We start from the raw sequence: 16,512 nt of genomic DNA, 5'->3' as shown, positions 1-16,512 counted from the left end.
GCGCTTAACTGGCGCTGCCGTTTGCTTTATAGCCGTTTACTGTAGTCTGATTGGCGTCACATCGTCCTCGATGCCAAACTCTTCTTTAAGCTGCTTTTTGCTTTTCATCACCATTTCACCGCCTTTGCCTACGCTCATATGCATAGGCTCGTCGTTATGGCGCGCCTGCCACAGCATCACCAGCTGCAGGCTGTTTTCCTTTTGCTCCGGCGTTAAAGCTACGCCATCGGCCCATTTGCCGGTTTCTACGGCCGTAGCCAGGCGTTGATAGACTTCAGGCGTCATTGCCGCAATAACTTCATCAAGCTCCATAGCCGCTATCCTTTGATCTGGGTGCCTTCTTCATCGGTGAAGCTTAATGAAGCGGAGTTAACACAGTAACGTTCGCCGGTCGGCTGTGGGCCATCCGGGAAAACGTGCCCCAGATGAGCGTCACAGGTACCGCAACGGATTTCGATGCGCTGCATGCCGTGTGAATCATCTTCGAGGTAACGGATAGCCTCATCGCTGTAGGGCTGATAGAAACTCGGCCAGCCGCAGCCTGAATCATATTTGGTGCCGGAGAGGAATAACGGCGAATTGCAGACCAGACAGTGGTAAATGCCTTCGCTTTTGTTATGCAGCAGCTTGCCGGAGTATGGCGGCTCGGTGCCGCGCTGCTGGGTGACATAGTGCTGCATCTCGTTTAAATCTGTTTCGGGTTTCAGTGGGCGTTCGGCCATGTTAAGCATCTCTGGCAAAGTGATCTGAAAGTTCAGCTATCATTCTAACAAATACTTAACAACGTCAGGGGATTTTTTATGCTCAGGCGAAGTCTGAAAGTGAGGCACGGCTGAAAGTGTGATTCAGATCACCCTTTAAAATTCCTGCCCCTTTATATTCGGGCTGAATGCCCCAAACTAAAGGGGAGACGCAGATTGCGGAAGGCGTTTTCAGGTGATTATTCCTGCTCCAGGGTTTGACTTGCCGCAACTATTGAAGCGATTCCGCTTGACGCCTGATAAGGTTTTTGTAATTTTACAGCCAACCTTTTATTCACTAACAACAGCTGGTGGAATATATGACTATCAAAGTAGGTATCAACGGTTTTGGCCGCATCGGTCGCATCGTTTTCCGTGCTGCTCAGCAGCGTTCCGACGTAGAAATCGTGGCTATCAACGACCTGCTGGACGCCGAGTACATGGCTTACATGCTGAAATATGACTCTACTCACGGTCGTTTCGACGGTAGCGTAGAAGTAAAAGATGGCCATCTGGTTGTTAACGGCAAAACCATCCGTGTTACCGCTGAAAGAGATCCAGCTAACCTGAAATGGAACGAAGTGGGCGTTGACGTGGTAGCAGAAGCCACCGGTATCTTCCTGACCGACGAAACCGCTCGTAAGCACATTCAGGCTGGCGCGAAGAAAGTCGTTCTGACCGGTCCTTCTAAAGACGATACCCCAATGTTCGTTATGGGCGTTAACCACAAGTCTTATGCCGGCCAGGAGATCGTTTCCAACGCTTCCTGTACCACTAACTGCCTGGCACCGCTGGCGAAAGTTATCAACGATAAATTCGGCATCGTCGAAGCGCTGATGACCACCGTTCACGCGACTACCGCTACCCAGAAAACCGTTGATGGCCCGTCTCACAAAGACTGGCGCGGCGGCCGCGGCGCTTCTCAGAACATCATTCCATCTTCTACCGGCGCAGCGAAAGCAGTAGGTAAAGTTATCCCTGAGCTGAACGGCAAACTGACCGGTATGGCGTTCCGCGTACCAACGCCTAACGTCTCCGTGGTTGACCTGACTGCGCGTCTGGCTAAGCCTGCATCCTACAAAGAAATCTGTGATGCTATTAAAGCCGCTGCCGAAGGCGAGCTGAAAGGCGTACTGGGCTACACCGAAGACGAAGTGGTTTCTACCGATTTCAACGGCGAAACCCTGACTTCCGTTTTCGATGCCAAAGCCGGCATCGCGCTGAGCGATACTTTTGTTAAGCTGGTTTCCTGGTACGATAACGAAACCGGTTACTCAAACAAAGTACTGGATCTGATTGCGCATATCGCAAAATAATAGCGATTAGCTAATCCTGAGGGCGACTGCGGTCGCCCTTTTTTTTTGCTGAATAACAGGAGATCCGATGAACGAGAAACTCTTTTCACTGCCCGTAGCTGAGCAAATCACACCTTATATTTCGCTGCGTAAAATGGGCGAGCTGCCGATTATGGTTATCGTGCATCCGCGCGTGCGCGCGGCGGTAACTTTACAGGGCGCACAGCTGGTTGCCTGGCAGCCCAGCGGTGAAAAACCGGTCATCTGGCTGAGCGAAAAAACGGCCTGGACCACCGGCAAAGCTATTCGCGGCGGCGTGCCGATCTGCTGGCCCTGGTTCGGCCCGGCGGGTGAACCGGCCCACGGCTTTGCCCGCACGCTGCCCTGGACGCTGTCGGCGCATGATGAAAATGAAGAGAGCGTAATGCTGACGCTGGTGCTGGAAAGCAGCGAGCAAACGCGGAAGCTATGGCCGCATGATTTCACTCTTTTTGTGCGCTTCCGCTTTGGCGAACGTTGCGAAATCGAACTGGAGGCGCACGGCGATTTCGAAGCTACAGCCGCGCTGCATAGCTATTTTACCGTTGCAGAGATCGCAGGAGTCGAGGTCAGCGGCCTGGGCCACCCCTATATCGATAAAGTAAAAGACAATGCGGAAGGCCGGTCGGATGATGGCAGGCAAACCTATCCGGATCGCACCGATCGTATCTATACCCAGCCGGACGACTGCAGCGTAATCAGTGATAAAGCAGGCGACAGAACGATCGAGGTTTATCATCACTACCATAGTGACGTTGTCACCTGGAATCCCGGCCCTGAACTTTCCTGCAGCATGGGCGATATGGCAAATGAAGGCTATAAAACTATGGTCTGCGTAGAGACTGCGCACGTCACTAAGCCAATGCAAAGTGCCGGCGAATCTCCTGCCCGTCTGGCAACCACTATTAAGGTACGTAAAGGCACCTGATCTTCAGGGCGGGCTTTAGCCCGCCTGAGGTTGCCCCTTAAACTATGTCCAGGGGCATTTTACGATTAGGCGGCGGAAAGGCCTGATTAATTTGCGCCAGCTCTTCGCTATCCAAAGTGATTGCTGTCGCAGCGGCGTTTTCCGTTACGTGCTGTACCGTGCTGGCTTTAGGGATAGCTATAACGCCTTCTTTACGAATAACCCAGGCCAGCAGCAGCTGCGCCACGGTAATGCTCTTTTGTTGTGCAATATCGTTAAGAACAGGGTGCGTCATCAGATCGTGACGAAGGCGGCCCGCCTGTGCCAGCGGGCAATAGGCCATCACGGTTATCGCTTGTTGCTGGCATTCAGGCAGCAGATCGTACTCTATGCCGCGCGAAGCCAGATGATAAAGCACCTGGTTAGCAGTACAGGCCGCTCCGCCCTCTTCCGCCAGCAGTTCGCTCAGATCGCTGCTGTCAAAATTCGACACGCCCCAGCGGCGAATTTTTCCCGCCTGCTGCAGTTTTTCCATCGCGGTAATGGTTTCTTCCAGCGGCACGTTGCCGCGCCAGTGAAGCAGATAAAGATCGAGATAATCGGTTTGCAGGCGCCGCAGGCTGCGCTCGCAGGCTTCCGCAGCATCAACCACGCCTGCATTCCAGGGATAAACTTTGGAAACCAGAAAGGCACTGTCGCGGCGGCCACGCAGCGCTTCGCCAACGACTTCTTCTGCGCCGCCCTCAGCATACATCTCTGCCGTATCAATAAGCTTTAGTCCTTGCTCCAGCCCGGCCTGCAATGCAGCAACTTCCTGCGCTCTCTTGCTGCTCTCTTCGCCCATGTACCAGGTTCCCTGGCCAATAGCCGGAACGCTGCAATCGGAAAATAAGACGGATTTAGTCATCATGCCCCCCTGCACTGTTTCAGATCGCCATAATGATGCAAAAGGGCGCAATGCGCCCCGAATTGATGCCATTATGGTCGGTTAAAAGGTGTAGCTTATCCCGGTCCAGACGCTCACCTGGGAGTCTTTATCCACCATAGGGCTGTTTTTGATTTCATCGCCCAGTCGGGTGTAGCGACCCGCTACGGTGGCATTCCAGTTTTGATTAATCGCCCAGGCCGCCGTCAGCTCCAGATACGGGTTCCAGCTGTCGTCAGCATCGTAGCTGCGCAGGCCGCTGCGGCGTGATTCGCTTTTAGAAACGCCATAGTAGTAGTCGTTCTGGTTAGCGCTGCTGTAAAGCGCGCCGATGCCGGGCGTCAGGCTGAAGTCGCCGAAGCGAAAGCGGTAAAGATAAGAGAGATCCCAGATAAAGCCATCGCTGTTATCCAGCATATCGCCAGCCAGCACCGTTCTGACCGTTCCCCACTCTGCCGTATGACGGTAAGCCAGACCGCCCATCAGCGTCATATGACGCTTATCCAGCGCTTTCAGCTGTTTGTTGTCGGTATCGTCCGGATCGAAATTCTGCGGCGAACCCAATACGGTCAGCGATAGCTGATCCTGTTCATCTTTCCAGAGATAGTAACCCGCTGCCAGGCTGCGCACGTAGAAGCTGTCGCCCTCGTAATTGATCACCGGAACCGGGTAATAGCGATCCTGACCACCTTTATAAGGGCTCTGGCTATAAATCACCGAGGCGCCAAGCGTTAAAGGATTGGCCTGCGCCACCACAGCGGTAAAAGAAACGGGTAAAAGCACGGCAAGCGCGCTAACTTTGAAATAGTTCACAATTAATTCATTCCATAAATATAACAATCAGCTCAGGCAGTTTATCAGGCTTGCGGCATTTGTTTAAAATTTTAAAGATTTTGCCGCACGCAGAATCAATTTACTCACCGTCTGCACGCCCGGTCATTATACGGGCTTATTTACAAAATCCCGCCAGCCCGCATCAGACAAGGCGCAGCGCTTAGATCAAATGTGACTTTGTTATTGAAATTGCATTGAAAATGCGAGGAGGTTCAGGAAATTTCTTAAATGCCAACTAAGCTTTAATCAAAGACGCTAAGTTTGAAGAGCAGAGTAACCATCATTGTTGTGTATCCCGATTAGAAGTCAGGTTGGCATAAGGGTTGCTGTACTCATTATAAGTTCCTTCAGGAGCTGTCTCTCATTAGGCTCCTGGTACCTGTGCTAAAAACGAAAGGACGGGCATCGCTATGAATATATTCGATCATTATCGTCAGCGTTATGAAGCTGCCAAGGACGAAGAGTTCACACTGCAGGAATTTCTTACCGTTTGCCGGCAAGATCGTAGTGCCTACGCCAACGCGGCGGAACGACTGTTAACGGCTATTGGTGAGCCGGTCATGGTCGATACCGCTCAGGAGCCACGCCTTTCCCGACTGTTTTCCAATCGCGTTATTGCGCGCTACCCCGCCTTTGAAGAGTTTTACGGTATGGAAGAGGCGATTGAGCAGATCGTCTCCTATCTGAAACATGCCGCTCAGGGGCTGGAAGAGAAGAAACAGATCCTTTACCTGCTGGGCCCGGTTGGTGGCGGTAAATCCTCACTGGCTGAACGTCTTAAATCACTGATGCAGCGCGTGCCTATTTATGTGCTTAGCGCAGACGGCGAGCGCAGCCCGGTCAACGATCATCCGCTGTGCCTGTTTAACCCGCAGGAAGACGCCAATATTCTGGAAAAAGAGTATGGCGTGCCTCGTCGTTACCTGGGCACCATTATGTCGCCATGGGCCGCTAAGCGCCTGCATGAGTTTGGCGGCGATATCTCCCGGTTTAAAGTAGTCAAAGTCTGGCCGTCGATTCTGGAGCAGCTGGCCATCGCTAAAACCGAGCCGGGCGACGAAAACAATCAGGATATTTCCGCTCTGGTGGGTAAAGTGGATATCCGCAAGCTGGAAAACCATGCGCAAAACGATCCGGATGCCTACGGCTACTCGGGTGCGCTGTGCCGCGCCAACCAGGGGATCATGGAATTCGTCGAGATGTTTAAAGCACCGATTAAAGTGCTGCATCCGCTGCTGACCGCTACCCAGGAAGGGAACTATAACGGTACCGAAGGTATTTCCGCCTTGCCGTTTAACGGCATTATTCTGGCGCACTCCAATGAATCGGAGTGGGTGACTTTCCGTAATAACAAAAACAACGAGGCGTTCCTTGACCGTGTTTATATCGTCAAGGTGCCTTACTGCCTGCGAGTGTCGGAAGAGATTAAAATCTACGATAAGCTGCTTAACCATAGTGAGCTGTCCCACGCGCCGTGCGCGCCTGGCACTCTGGAAACGCTGGCACGCTTCTCAATTCTTTCTCGCCTGAAAGAGCCGGAAAACTCCAGTACCTATTCAAAAATGCGGGTATACGACGGCGAAAGCCTGAAAGATACCGATCCTAAAGCCAAGTCATATCAGGAGTACCGCGACTATGCCGGGGTAGATGAAGGTATGAACGGACTTTCAACCCGTTTTGCTTTTAAAATCCTCTCCCGCGTTTTCAACTTTGATCATGCGGAAGTCGCTGCCAATCCGGTACATCTCTTCTATGTGCTGGAGCAGCAGATTGAGCGCGAACAGTTCCCACAGGATCAGGCGGAGAAGTACCTTGAGCATCTGAAAGGCTATCTGATTCCAAAATACGCCGAATTTATCGGCAAGGAAATCCAGACCGCCTATCTGGAATCTTATTCCGAGTATGGCCAGAATATTTTTGACCGCTATGTTACCTATGCCGATTTCTGGATCCAGGATCAGGAGTATCGCGATCCCGATACCGGCCAGCTGTTCGACCGCGAGTCGCTGAATGCAGAGCTGGAGAAAATCGAGAAGCCTGCAGGGATCAGTAATCCTAAAGACTTCCGTAATGAAATCGTCAACTTTGTTTTGCGTGCCCGGGCCCACAACAATGGCCGCAATCCGAACTGGACCAGCTATGAGAAACTGCGCACGGTTATCGAGAAGAAAATGTTCTCCAATACCGAGGAGCTGCTGCCGGTTATTTCGTTTAATGCCAAAACCTCGACCGACGAGCAGAAAAAGCATGACGATTTTGTCGACCGCATGATGGAAAAAGGCTATACGCGCAAACAGGTGCGCCTGCTGTGCGAATGGTATTTGCGCGTGAGAAAATCATCCTGATCCCGACCGGGTAAATGCATTCCACTGGGCCAGGCATACCTGGCCCGACGGCAACGCTGTTTGGGGGAGTTATGGCCTATTTTATCGATCGGCGTCTTAACGGCAAAAACAAAAGCGCGGTGAATCGCCAGCGCTTTTTACGCCGCTATAAGTCGCAAATCAAACAGTCGATTTCCGAGGCCATTAATAAGCGTTCGGTAACCGACGTAGATAGCGGCGAATCAGTGTCTATTCCTGTTGACGATATCAACGAACCAGTGTTTCATCAGGGCCGCGGCGGCCAGCGTCACCGCGTGCATCCTGGCAATGACCATTTTGTGCAAAACGATCGCGTTGAGCGTCCACAGGGCGGCGGCGGAGGCGGCGGAAGCGGTCAGGGCAACGCCAGCCAGGACGGCGAAGGCAAAGACGAATTCGTGTTTAATATTTCCAAAGACGAATATCTGGATTTGCTGTTTGAAGATCTTGCCTTGCCGAACCTGAAGAAAAATCAGCATCGCCAGCTCAATGAATATAAAGTTCATCGCGCCGGTTTTACTTCTAATGGCGTGCCGGCCAATATCAGCGTGGTGCGTTCATTGCAAAACTCGCTGGCGCGCCGTACTGCTATGACCGCTGGCAAGCGCAGAATGCTAAATGAGCTCGAAGCCTCGCTGGAAGCAGTGCAAAAAGCGGAGCCTGCACAACTGCTGGAAGAGGAACGCCTGCGTAAAGAGATTGCGGAACTGCGGGCGCGTATCAAGCGCGTGCCATTTATTGATACGTTTGATCTGCGTTACAAAAACTTCGAGAAGCGTCCTGAGCCTTCCAGCCAGGCCGTAATGTTCTGCCTGATGGACGTCTCCGGTTCCATGGATCAGGCCACCAAGGATATGGCCAAGCGTTTTTATATTCTGCTCTATCTGTTCCTGAGCCGAACCTACAAAAACGTCGAGGTCGTTTATATCCGGCACCATACGCAGGCAAAAGAGGTAGATGAACAGGAGTTCTTCTACTCGCAGGAAACCGGCGGCACTATCGTTTCCAGCGCGCTTAAGCTGATGGATGAAGTAGTGAAAGAGCGTTACGACCCGGCGCAGTGGAACATCTACGCCGCTCAGGCTTCCGATGGCGATAACTGGGCGGACGATTCGCCGCTGTGTCACGAAATTCTGGCGAAAAATATCTTGCCGGTGGTGCGTTACTACAGCTATATCGAAATTACCCGCCGCGCGCATCAGACGCTCTGGCGCGAGTATGAGCATTTACAGGCAATGTTTGACAACTTTGCTATCCAGCATATTCGCGAACCTGAGGATATCTATCCCGTGTTCCGCGAACTCTTCCATAAGCAGGCTGAAAACGCCTGAGCCAGACTAAATCAGTCAGCGTCGCCGCTGGCTGATTCAGGCTTTTCACTCCCCTACTCTCCGTAATCTCTGGTGCTAAAAATCCCTTTCTCTGCATTTAGTTAGTTAACTTAACCCTTTAAAAAGTCCGCTTTCACACGAATTTAACCTCTATCAGGCGAATAGCCTACAAATAAGGGCCGATCACAGCGGATTGACGAGGGGATAATTAGAATATTCTTAATGGCGAAAAAAAGCCGGATTTCGCACATCTGCACATGACTAACCCTGATAAATTGCGCTATCCTGACACCCGTTTGTTCAGAGCAGCATTTCATCAAATACAGGAGATTGCCCCATTGGAAGCCAGCGCTATCTATAGTCTGTTTATCATCGGTTCAGTGCTGGTGGCGGCAAGTATTCTGCTTAGTTCGTTCTCTTCAAAGCTTGGCATCCCTATTCTGGTTATTTTTCTGGCGCTCGGCATGCTGGCTGGCGTGGACGGCATCGGCGGCATCGCCTTTGACAACTATCCGGTAGCCTACCTGGTCAGCAACCTTGCGCTGGCGGTTATCCTGCTCGACGGCGGCATGCGTACTCAGGCCAGCTCTTTTAAGGTAGCGCTTGGCCCGGCGCTGTCGCTTTCCACCATCGGCGTACTGATTACCGCCGGATTAACCGGCATGGCGGCCGCCTGGCTGTTCAACCTGAATATGATTGAAGGCTTTTTAGTCGGCGCAATCATTGGTTCAACCGATGCGGCGGCGGTTTTCTCGCTGCTCGGCGGCAAAGGCCTGAACGAACGCGTCAGCGCCACCCTGGAGATAGAGTCCGGCAGCAACGATCCTATGGCGGTGTTTCTGACCATCACGCTTATCGAGATGATAGAACAAGGCCAGAGCGGTCTGAGCTGGATGTTTGTGGTGCATCTGATCCAGCAGTTCGGTCTGGGCATAGTGCTGGGTCTCGGCGGCGGCTGGGCGCTGCTGCAGCTTATTAACCGGGTTTCGCTGGCAAGCGGTCTTTATCCGCTGCTGGCGGTTAGCGGAGGCATCCTGGTCTTTGCGCTGACTACGGTGCTGGAAGGCAGCGGCATTCTGGCCGTTTATCTCTGCGGCTTCTGGCTGGGCAACCGGCCTATTCGCAACCGGCACGGTATTCTGCAAACCTTTGACGGCATGGCCTGGCTAAGCCAGATTGGTATGTTTCTGGTGCTGGGGCTGCTGGTTAATCCTACCGATCTGTGGAATATCGCGCTGCCGGCTATGCTGCTGTCGCTATGGCTAATCCTGTTCGCCCGACCGCTCTCGGTTTTTGTTGGCCTGCTGCCGTTTCGCGGCTTCACCACGCGCGAACGTTTCTTTATCAGCTGGGTCGGCCTGCGCGGCGCCGTGCCTATTATCCTGGCCGTGTTCCCGATGATGGCGGGCCTGCCGCATGCCTCGCTGTTTTTTAACATCGCTTTCTTTGTGGTGCTGGTTTCATTGATGGTTCAGGGTACTTCACTTGGTTACGCCGCGCGCAAGGCCAAAGTTATTGTGCCGCCTACCGCTTCGCCTGTTTCCCGGGTAGGGCTGGATATTCATCCGGAGAATCCCTGGGAGCAGTTTGTTTATCAGCTGGGCGGCGACAAGTGGTGTATCGGTGCTGCCCTGCGCGAACTTAAAATGCCGCGCGAAACGCGTATCGCTGCCCTGTTCCGCGACAATCTGCTGCTGCACCCTACCGGCAATACACGGCTACGTGAGGGCGATGTGCTGTGCGTAATCGGGCGGGAGAAGGATCTACCCGAGCTGGGCAAGTTGTTCAGCCAGTCGCCGCCGGTTTCGCTCGACCAGCGCTTTTTCGGCGATTTTATTCTGCAAGCCGACGCCCGCCTGCACGATGTTTCCGAAATATACGGCATTGAGCTGGATGAAGAGATCAATATGCAGCAGACGCTGGGCCATCTGGTCGCCAGCATGATTGGTGGCGCGCCAGTGGTAGGCGACCAGGTCGAGTGGAAGAACATGATTTGGACTGTGGCAGAGAAGCAGGACAATGAAATTGTGAAAGTCGGCGTGCGCATGGCGGAAGAGCGAGACTAATCCTGGCCCTTTTCGCCTCGATCTCTGGCAAATAACGACTACCCTTAAAGTTCGTGCCTGTCCGGGAGGAGGAAAATCATGGGTCATGTCGTAAAGATTGGTCGCTATGAAATTGTCGATGCGGAACTGGATGCGCAGAATATCGATACGGTCGTTATTCCCTGCAAAACCAATCCCGGCCTGAGCTACCAGCTCGACGGCTGGGATAATGAAACCAGCGTGCCAGCCTGGATTGACGGTGAGCCTGTGGATCTGGCCATTGGGCATTATGATACGCAACAGGATCGCTGGGTGCTGAAAAAACCGGCCTGAGCCGCCTTAAGGCTTTTATTGCCGCCGCGGTGCTGATGCGCCGCGGCAAACTATTATAATTTTGTCTTATCTTTGTTATCTTTTCGTCATTCATCTCTGCGCTTAATTTAATTAACCCCGCTTAGCTACTATTCCCTTTAAGAAAGATTTGAGTTATTTTCGGAATTAACCGTATTAACTAACTCTTTTCTCTATTGCATACTCAGATAACTGCTTCAAGATGAAACAGAGTCGGCGTGTTTCATTAAGATAACTTTCCGAAACACAAGATATTTATTTTTAACGCACTGAAATTAAAAGATTTAATTTAAGTGTGCTAACCCCTGAACGCGTGCTTGATCCTCGTCAGGTCAGCCATTCCTTATGAAAAGAGAGCAGGCATTATGGCAAGTACTCTGGTACTGAATGACCGTCGCCGCGCATTTAGCGGCACCCGTAAAAACATTATTGCCAAACTGGCATTAAGTCTGAGCGACTTAATCGCCATTAACCTGGCCCTGTTTTTATCCGCAGCGACCGTAAAAGGTATTTGGGGAAACCTGGATATATTTATTCCGCCGCAGGAGGTTCAGATTCGCTTTACCGCGCAGTTCGTGATGTCCGTGGTCTGTACGGCCTGGTTCTGGATGCGGCTGCGCCACTATACCTACCGCAAGCCTTTCTGGTTTGAGCTGAAAGAGATTGTCAAAACCCTGGTGATCTTTTCCCTGCTCGACCTGGCACTGATTGCCTTTTCAAAATGGGATTTTTCCCGGTTGCTGTGGAGTTTTACCTGGGCTTACGCGCTGCTTCTGCTGCCACTGCTGCGCTCCACCGTTAAGCATGCCATTTTGAAAGCAGGACAGTGGCAGAAACAGACCATTATTATCGGTTCGGGCAAAAATGCCCGTGAAGCCTATGCGGCGCTGCAAAGCGAAGAGATCCTCGGCTATGAGGTTAAAGCTTTTGTCGCCTCTAATGGCCATACCGGTGCGGAAAGCCTCAACGGCGTCCCGGTCATCACCGCAAAAGATATTGTCTGGGACACGGTGGATCTTGAAAACACGCAGTTTATCGTAGCAATGGAATATGAACAGCAGGCGATGCGCGATAAGTGGTTGAAGCTGCTTTCGAAAAAGAAATGCCGTTCGGTTTCAGTGGTACCCACGCTGCGCGGCGTGCCGCTCTACGGCACCGATATGTCTTTTATTTTCAGTCACGAAGTTATGATCCTGCGCGTCAGCAACAATCTGGCGAAGCGCTCTTCCCGCTTCCTGAAACGCGTCTTTGACGTGGTGGTCGCCTCGCTGCTGCTGCTGTTTCTTGCGCCCGCTTTCGGCCTGATTTGCTGGTTGGTCGGCCGCGACGGCGGCAACAAAATTTACGGTCACGAACGCGTTGGTCAGGATGGCAAAAAGTTTAAATGCCTGAAGTTCCGTTCGATGGTGACCAATTCCAAAGAGGTGCTGGAGGAGCTGCTGGCCACCAGCGCAGAGGCGCGCGCCGAATGGGATAAAGACTTCAAGCTGAAAAACGATCCGCGTATTACAAAAATTGGCGCCTTCCTGCGTAAGACCAGTCTGGATGAATTGCCACAGCTGTGGAACGTGATCCGCGGCGAGATGAGTCTGGTTGGCCCACGGCCGGTTATCGAAGCAGAGCTGGAGCGTTACGCGGGCGACGTAGACTACTATCTGATGGCCAAACCAGGTATGACCGGGCTCTGGCAGGTTAGCGGCCGTAATGATATCGACTACGATACCCGCGTTTATTTTGACTCCTGGTATGTGAAAAACTGGGCGCTGTGGACGGATATCGCCATTCTGTTTAAAACAGCAGGCGTTGTTCTGCGTCGCGACGGCGCCTATTAAGTTCATCTTTCGGGGCGCTCGCCGCCCCGCTTAAGTTTTACTTTTCTTTTTCCTCGCTTATCACTACTCTGTGCGGCTTGCTTTTTTACTGGACGCCGCCTGCCTGATGCAAAAATTCACCCTACTTCTTCTCAGCCTGGTGCTGTTAGCGCCTTTGGGAATCGATCTCTATTTGCCTACCCTGCCCGATATTGCGCTGGGGCTGAATACGCCGGTGACGACCGTGCAGACTACTATTCCCCTGTTTCTGCTGGTGATGGGTTTGGGGCAGATTGTTGCCGGGCCGCTGGTGGATAACCTGGGCCGCAAGCCGGTAGCTCTGGCCGGACTGCTGCTTTATATCCTGGGGAGCGTGCTGGCCGCTACGGCTGCAGGCTGGCCGCAGTTTCTTTGCGCACGTGTAGTGCAAGGCTGTGCCGTTTGCTGTACGGCGGTGGTCGCTTTTAGCGGCGTGCGCGATCGGCTTGACGGTGATGATGCAGCCCGCGCCTATGGCTTTCTGAACGGCGCGCTGAATATCGTACCTGCGCTGGCCCCCATGCTGGGCGGCTTTCTTGCCGAAGCTTTTAACTGGCGAGCGCCCTTCTGGTTTTTAACCGCCTATGCATTTGTTATTGGTCTGCTGGTTATTTTCTTCCTGCCGGAAACCCGACCGGCTGGCACGCTGGCCGTCCGGGGTATTCCGCTGCGCCAGTACTGGCAAATCCTGCGTCAGCCTCGCTTTCTCGCCTTTGCCTTTGCCAACGCGGGCGCGCTGGGCATGGTGCTGACTTATGTTTCGCTGGCACCGCAGGTACTGATGACCGAAGGCAAGCTCTCTGCGCTGCAATTCTCTCTCGCTTTCGGCGCTAATGGCTTCTGGATTATGCTGGTAAGCGTGCTGGTAAATAAAATGATTCGTAAGCTGGGCCGTCCAGTCTGTCTGGCCTTCGGTAGCTTAGCTATGGCGCTGGGCGCAGTAATGTTATTGGGCGGCGTGGTGCTGCTGCCGTCGGCGTGGCAGAGCAACTGGGCACTTTATATGTTGCCGGTAGCGGTCTCCGTAGCCGGACTGGCCTTTACCGTCGGCCCGGCCACCAGCTACGCGCTGGAGCCTTATCAGCAGCAAGCAGGCGTTGCCTCGGCGCTGGCGGGCTTTATTCAGATGGCGGGCGGTGCTGCGGGTGGGCTGTTGGTGATGGCGCTGCCGCTGGCGGAAAAATCGGCGCTGGCGCTGATGATGGTAGCGGGCGCTATGCTGACAGGAACGGCCTGGTTTTACAGTAAGAAAGTGCGCGGCACGCTGACCGCGCTGAAATCTTAAATAACTTTTACCGGTACGCGCGGCGCAAGCGCGCACATCAGCTCATAGCCAACCGTACCGGCCGCTTTTGCCACTTCGTCAATTTTGATGTTTTGGCCCCACATTTCCACCGAGCTGCCGATGCCTGACTGAGGACAAGGAGTAAGGTCGACGGTGATCATATCCATAGATACCGCGCCAACAACCTGAGTTCTGATGCCGTCCACCCATACCGGCGTGCCGGTTGGCGCGTGGCGCGGATAGCCATCCGCATAGCCACAGGCAACCACGCCAATGCGTTGCTCACCTGTTACGCGGTAGCGGGCGCCATAACCTACGCCGTCACCTGCCTTCAGCGACTGGATACCGATAACCTCGCAGTTTAACGTCATCGCTGGCCGCAGCCCGCTGCTGGCGACATCCTGCCAGTCGCCGCTCGGCGAAGCACCGTAGAGAATAATGCCCGGCCGTACCCAGTCAAAATGCGTTTCGCTGTGCCACAGGGTTGCCGCCGAGTTCGCCAGCGAGCGCGGGCAGCTTAGCCCTTCCGCAGCCTGTTCAATACGCGCCATCGGTTCTGCTATCCCTGCGCTGCTCTCTGCTTCGGCAAAATGCGCCATCAGCGTTATTTCGCCCACGTTCGCCAGGGTTTTGAGCTTCTGCCACGCCTGATGCACCTGAGCAGGCTGAAAGCCCAGACGATTCATGCCGCTGTTCATTTTCAGATAGATATCCAGCGGCGCAGAGAGTTTCGCTTTTGCCAGCGCCTGGATTTGCCAGTTGCTGTGCACGCTGGTGGTGAGCCGATAGCGATCCAGGATCGGCAGCTCATCCGCATGGAAAAAGCCTTCCAGCAGCAGGATTGGCTTATTCCAGCCGCTTTCGCGCAGCAGGATAGCCTCTTCAAGGCCCAGCAGCGCGAAGCCGTCTGTAGCGGACAAGCTTTGCCAGACGCGGGCGAGTCCGTGCCCGTAGGCGTTGGCTTTCACCACCGACCAGAGCCGGGAGCGAGGGGCAGCCTGGCGGGCGACGGCCAGGTTATGCCGCAACGCGCTGGTGTCGATAGTTGCGACAATAGGACGAGACATAACTTCTCCTGTTATAAGCGGAAACTAGCGGGCGCCGTGTAAAATATGCCCCGAAGTCGGCAAGAATCCCGGCAGATAGCGCATGACGGATAAATCATCTGCGGCAATCGCAGGTGCGCGTCCCGAGATAATATCAGAAAGCAGCTGGCCGGAGCCGCAGGCCATGGTCCAACCGAGCGTTCCGTGACCGGTATTGAGATAAAGATTTTTCAATGGCGTACGGCCGACGATTGGCGTACCGTCCGGCGTCATTGGCCGCAGGCCTGTCCAGAAGGTCGCCTGGTCAATATGGCCGCCCTGCGGATAGAGATCCCGCACCACCATTTCCAGCGTTTCGCGCCTTGCCGGCAGCAGCTTAGTGTTATAGCCAACGATTTCCGCCATGCCGCCTACGCGAATGCGATTATCGAAACGCGTGATGGCAACTTTATAAGTTTCATCCAGCACCGTGGAAACCGGTGCCGCTTCGGGATCTTTAATCGGGATGGTCAGGGAGTAGCCTTTCAGCGGGTACACAGGAATAGCCACAATCTCATCCAGTAGCGCCTTAGACCAGGACCCGAACGCTACTACATAGGCATCTGCCGTCACCACCTCCGTGCCGCACTTTACGCCGACAATTTTATTGTCCTGCTGCAGCAGCGCGTCTACAGGCGTGTTGAAACGGAAAGTTACGCCCGCCGCTTTCGCCATTTCCGCCAGCTGGCGGGTAAAAAGCTGGCAATCGCCCGTTTCATCATTGGGCAGCCGCAGGCCGCCGGTCAGCAGATGGTTTGTCGCTGCCAGTGCCGGTTCCGCTTCGGCCAGCTGGCTGGCTTCCAGCAGTTCATAAGGTACGCCCGCCTCTTTCAACACCGCAATATCTTTGGTGGCGCTTTCAAACTGCTGTGCGGTGCGGAAAAGCTGCAACGTGCCGCCCTGACGGCCTTCATAGGCAATGCCGGTTTCCCGACGCAGGGCTTTAAGGCAGTCACGGCTGTACTCGGCGATGCGCACCATACGGCTTTTGTTTTCCTGATAGTGGCGCATATCGCAGTTACGCAGCATTTGCCACATCCATGCCAGTTGAAAGCGGCTGCCGTCTGGCCTGATCGCCAGCGGCGCATGGCGCTGGAACATCCACTTAACCGCTTTTAAAGGCACGCCCGGTGCTGCCCAGGGCGCCGCATAGCCTGGAGAAATTTGCCCGGCATTACCCGCGCTGGTTTCCAGCGCCACCTCGGGCTGACGATCGATTATCGTCACCTCATGCCCGCTTTGGGCCAGATACCAGGCACTGGCCACGCCCACTACGCCACTTCCCAGAATGACAATTCGCATCGCTACTCCGCCGCCGATTTTAACAGATGAATATACTGGATAGTTGCGCGTGCTACGGTGAAAAAGCCTACGCAACCGCACGCAAAATTAACTCCCTTCTTTTTTACCCTGGAAAGGAATAAAAACAAGATGCCAATGATAAATCGGAGTTTAATATTGC

General features: G+C 53.7%; 14 protein-coding genes. 8 read left to right on the top strand and 6 right to left on the bottom strand.

The window, feature by feature from the left end; all coding sequences use genetic code 11:
- Positions 1-36: 36 nt before the first annotated feature.
- Positions 37-312, bottom strand: a complete 276-nt coding sequence (locus ACETPC_RS01360; RefSeq protein ID WP_380177900.1) for a YeaC family protein — start codon at positions 310-312, stop codon at positions 37-39.
- A gap of 5 nt (positions 313-317) precedes the next feature.
- Positions 318-722, bottom strand: coding sequence for a peptide-methionine (R)-S-oxide reductase MsrB (gene msrB, locus ACETPC_RS01355; protein WP_380177899.1), 405 nt, complete (start codon positions 720-722; stop codon positions 318-320).
- Between the two features lie 338 nt (positions 723-1,060).
- Here msrB and gapA point away from each other — a divergent pair, with 338 nt between their 5' ends.
- Positions 1,061-2,056, top strand: a complete 996-nt coding sequence (gapA, locus tag ACETPC_RS01350) for a glyceraldehyde-3-phosphate dehydrogenase (protein WP_380177897.1) — start codon at positions 1,061-1,063, stop codon at positions 2,054-2,056.
- 67 nt (positions 2,057-2,123) lie between these two features.
- Positions 2,124-3,002 (top strand): D-hexose-6-phosphate mutarotase, encoded by an 879-nt coding sequence (locus ACETPC_RS01345; RefSeq protein ID WP_380177895.1) that lies wholly within the window; start codon positions 2,124-2,126, stop codon positions 3,000-3,002.
- 37 nt (positions 3,003-3,039) lie between these two features.
- Here the strand turns inward: ACETPC_RS01345 and ACETPC_RS01340 are convergent, their stop codons facing one another.
- Positions 3,040-3,888 carry an aldo/keto reductase gene (locus ACETPC_RS01340; RefSeq protein WP_380178826.1) on the bottom strand — a complete coding sequence of 283 codons (849 nt, stop codon included), beginning with the start codon at positions 3,886-3,888 and terminating at the stop codon, positions 3,040-3,042.
- Between the two features lie 81 nt (positions 3,889-3,969).
- The gene (locus ACETPC_RS01335) at positions 3,970-4,719 is read right to left on the bottom strand and encodes a MipA/OmpV family protein (protein ID WP_380177893.1); all 750 of its coding nucleotides are present in this window, start codon (positions 4,717-4,719) and stop codon (positions 3,970-3,972) included.
- 431 nt (positions 4,720-5,150) lie between these two features.
- Between ACETPC_RS01335 and yeaG the strand changes: the two genes are divergently transcribed.
- The 6 genes from yeaG to ACETPC_RS01305 all read left to right on the top strand — a co-directional run bounded on the left by yeaG (position 5,151) and on the right by ACETPC_RS01305 (position 13,965).
- Positions 5,151-7,085 carry a protein kinase YeaG gene (gene yeaG, locus ACETPC_RS01330; protein WP_380177891.1) on the top strand — a complete coding sequence of 645 codons (1,935 nt, stop codon included), beginning with the start codon at positions 5,151-5,153 and terminating at the stop codon, positions 7,083-7,085.
- Between the two features lie 71 nt (positions 7,086-7,156).
- On the top strand, positions 7,157-8,434 hold the full coding sequence (locus tag ACETPC_RS01325; RefSeq protein ID WP_380178824.1) for a YeaH/YhbH family protein: 1,278 nt from the start codon (positions 7,157-7,159) through the stop codon (positions 8,432-8,434).
- 338 nt (positions 8,435-8,772) lie between these two features.
- Positions 8,773-10,500, top strand: coding sequence for a potassium/proton antiporter (locus ACETPC_RS01320; protein WP_380177889.1), 1,728 nt, complete (start codon positions 8,773-8,775; stop codon positions 10,498-10,500).
- Between the two features lie 78 nt (positions 10,501-10,578).
- Positions 10,579-10,812 (top strand): DUF1480 family protein, encoded by a 234-nt coding sequence (locus ACETPC_RS01315; protein WP_380177887.1) that lies wholly within the window; start codon positions 10,579-10,581, stop codon positions 10,810-10,812.
- 383 nt (positions 10,813-11,195) lie between these two features.
- Positions 11,196-12,662, top strand: a complete 1,467-nt coding sequence (gene wbaP, locus ACETPC_RS01310; RefSeq protein WP_380177885.1) for an undecaprenyl-phosphate galactose phosphotransferase WbaP — start codon at positions 11,196-11,198, stop codon at positions 12,660-12,662.
- Positions 12,663-12,768: 106 nt separating this feature from the next.
- Positions 12,769-13,965: a multidrug effflux MFS transporter gene (locus tag ACETPC_RS01305; protein WP_380177883.1), complete on the top strand. Its 1,197-nt coding sequence runs from the start codon at positions 12,769-12,771 to the stop codon at positions 13,963-13,965.
- Here ACETPC_RS01305 and dadX read toward each other — a convergent pair.
- Together dadX and ACETPC_RS01295 are read right to left on the bottom strand one after the other, a co-directional pair.
- The gene (gene dadX / locus ACETPC_RS01300; RefSeq protein WP_380177881.1) at positions 13,962-15,032 is read right to left on the bottom strand and encodes a catabolic alanine racemase DadX; all 1,071 of its coding nucleotides are present in this window, start codon (positions 15,030-15,032) and stop codon (positions 13,962-13,964) included. The genes ACETPC_RS01305 and dadX overlap by 4 nt on opposite strands.
- Positions 15,033-15,056: 24 nt before the next feature.
- Positions 15,057-16,352, bottom strand: a complete 1,296-nt coding sequence (locus ACETPC_RS01295; protein WP_380177879.1) for a D-amino acid dehydrogenase — start codon at positions 16,350-16,352, stop codon at positions 15,057-15,059.
- Between the last annotated feature and the right edge of the window lie 160 nt (positions 16,353-16,512).

Origin of the sequence: Pantoea sp. sgz302252, assembly GCF_042610525.1 — a bacterium.
Lineage (GTDB): Bacteria > Pseudomonadota > Gammaproteobacteria > Enterobacterales > Enterobacteriaceae > Erwinia.
Note: the sequence above shows the minus strand (reverse complement) of the source record. Positions and strands in the feature narration are given on the sequence as shown.

What these genes read in the sequence shown, in the direction of transcription:
- ACETPC_RS01345 (WP_380177895.1), top strand. Translation starts at nt 2,124, where the DNA reads ATGAACGAGAAACTCTTTTCACTGCCCGTAGCTGAGCAAATCACACCT.
- ACETPC_RS01340 (WP_380178826.1), bottom strand. Translation starts at nt 3,888, where the DNA reads ATGACTAAATCCGTCTTATTTTCCGATTGCAGCGTTCCGGCTATTGGC.
- gapA (WP_380177897.1), top strand. Translation starts at nt 1,061, where the DNA reads ATGACTATCAAAGTAGGTATCAACGGTTTTGGCCGCATCGGTCGCATC.
- ACETPC_RS01295 (WP_380177879.1), bottom strand. Translation starts at nt 16,352, where the DNA reads ATGCGAATTGTCATTCTGGGAAGTGGCGTAGTGGGCGTGGCCAGTGCC.
- ACETPC_RS01305 (WP_380177883.1), top strand. Translation starts at nt 12,769, where the DNA reads ATGCAAAAATTCACCCTACTTCTTCTCAGCCTGGTGCTGTTAGCGCCT.
- msrB (WP_380177899.1), bottom strand. Translation starts at nt 722, where the DNA reads ATGGCCGAACGCCCACTGAAACCCGAAACAGATTTAAACGAGATGCAG.
- ACETPC_RS01315 (WP_380177887.1), top strand. Translation starts at nt 10,579, where the DNA reads ATGGGTCATGTCGTAAAGATTGGTCGCTATGAAATTGTCGATGCGGAA.
- dadX (WP_380177881.1), bottom strand. Translation starts at nt 15,032, where the DNA reads ATGTCTCGTCCTATTGTCGCAACTATCGACACCAGCGCGTTGCGGCAT.
- ACETPC_RS01325 (WP_380178824.1), top strand. Translation starts at nt 7,157, where the DNA reads ATGGCCTATTTTATCGATCGGCGTCTTAACGGCAAAAACAAAAGCGCG.
- ACETPC_RS01360 (WP_380177900.1), bottom strand. Translation starts at nt 312, where the DNA reads ATGGAGCTTGATGAAGTTATTGCGGCAATGACGCCTGAAGTCTATCAA.
- wbaP (WP_380177885.1), top strand. Translation starts at nt 11,196, where the DNA reads ATGGCAAGTACTCTGGTACTGAATGACCGTCGCCGCGCATTTAGCGGC.
- yeaG (WP_380177891.1), top strand. Translation starts at nt 5,151, where the DNA reads ATGAATATATTCGATCATTATCGTCAGCGTTATGAAGCTGCCAAGGAC.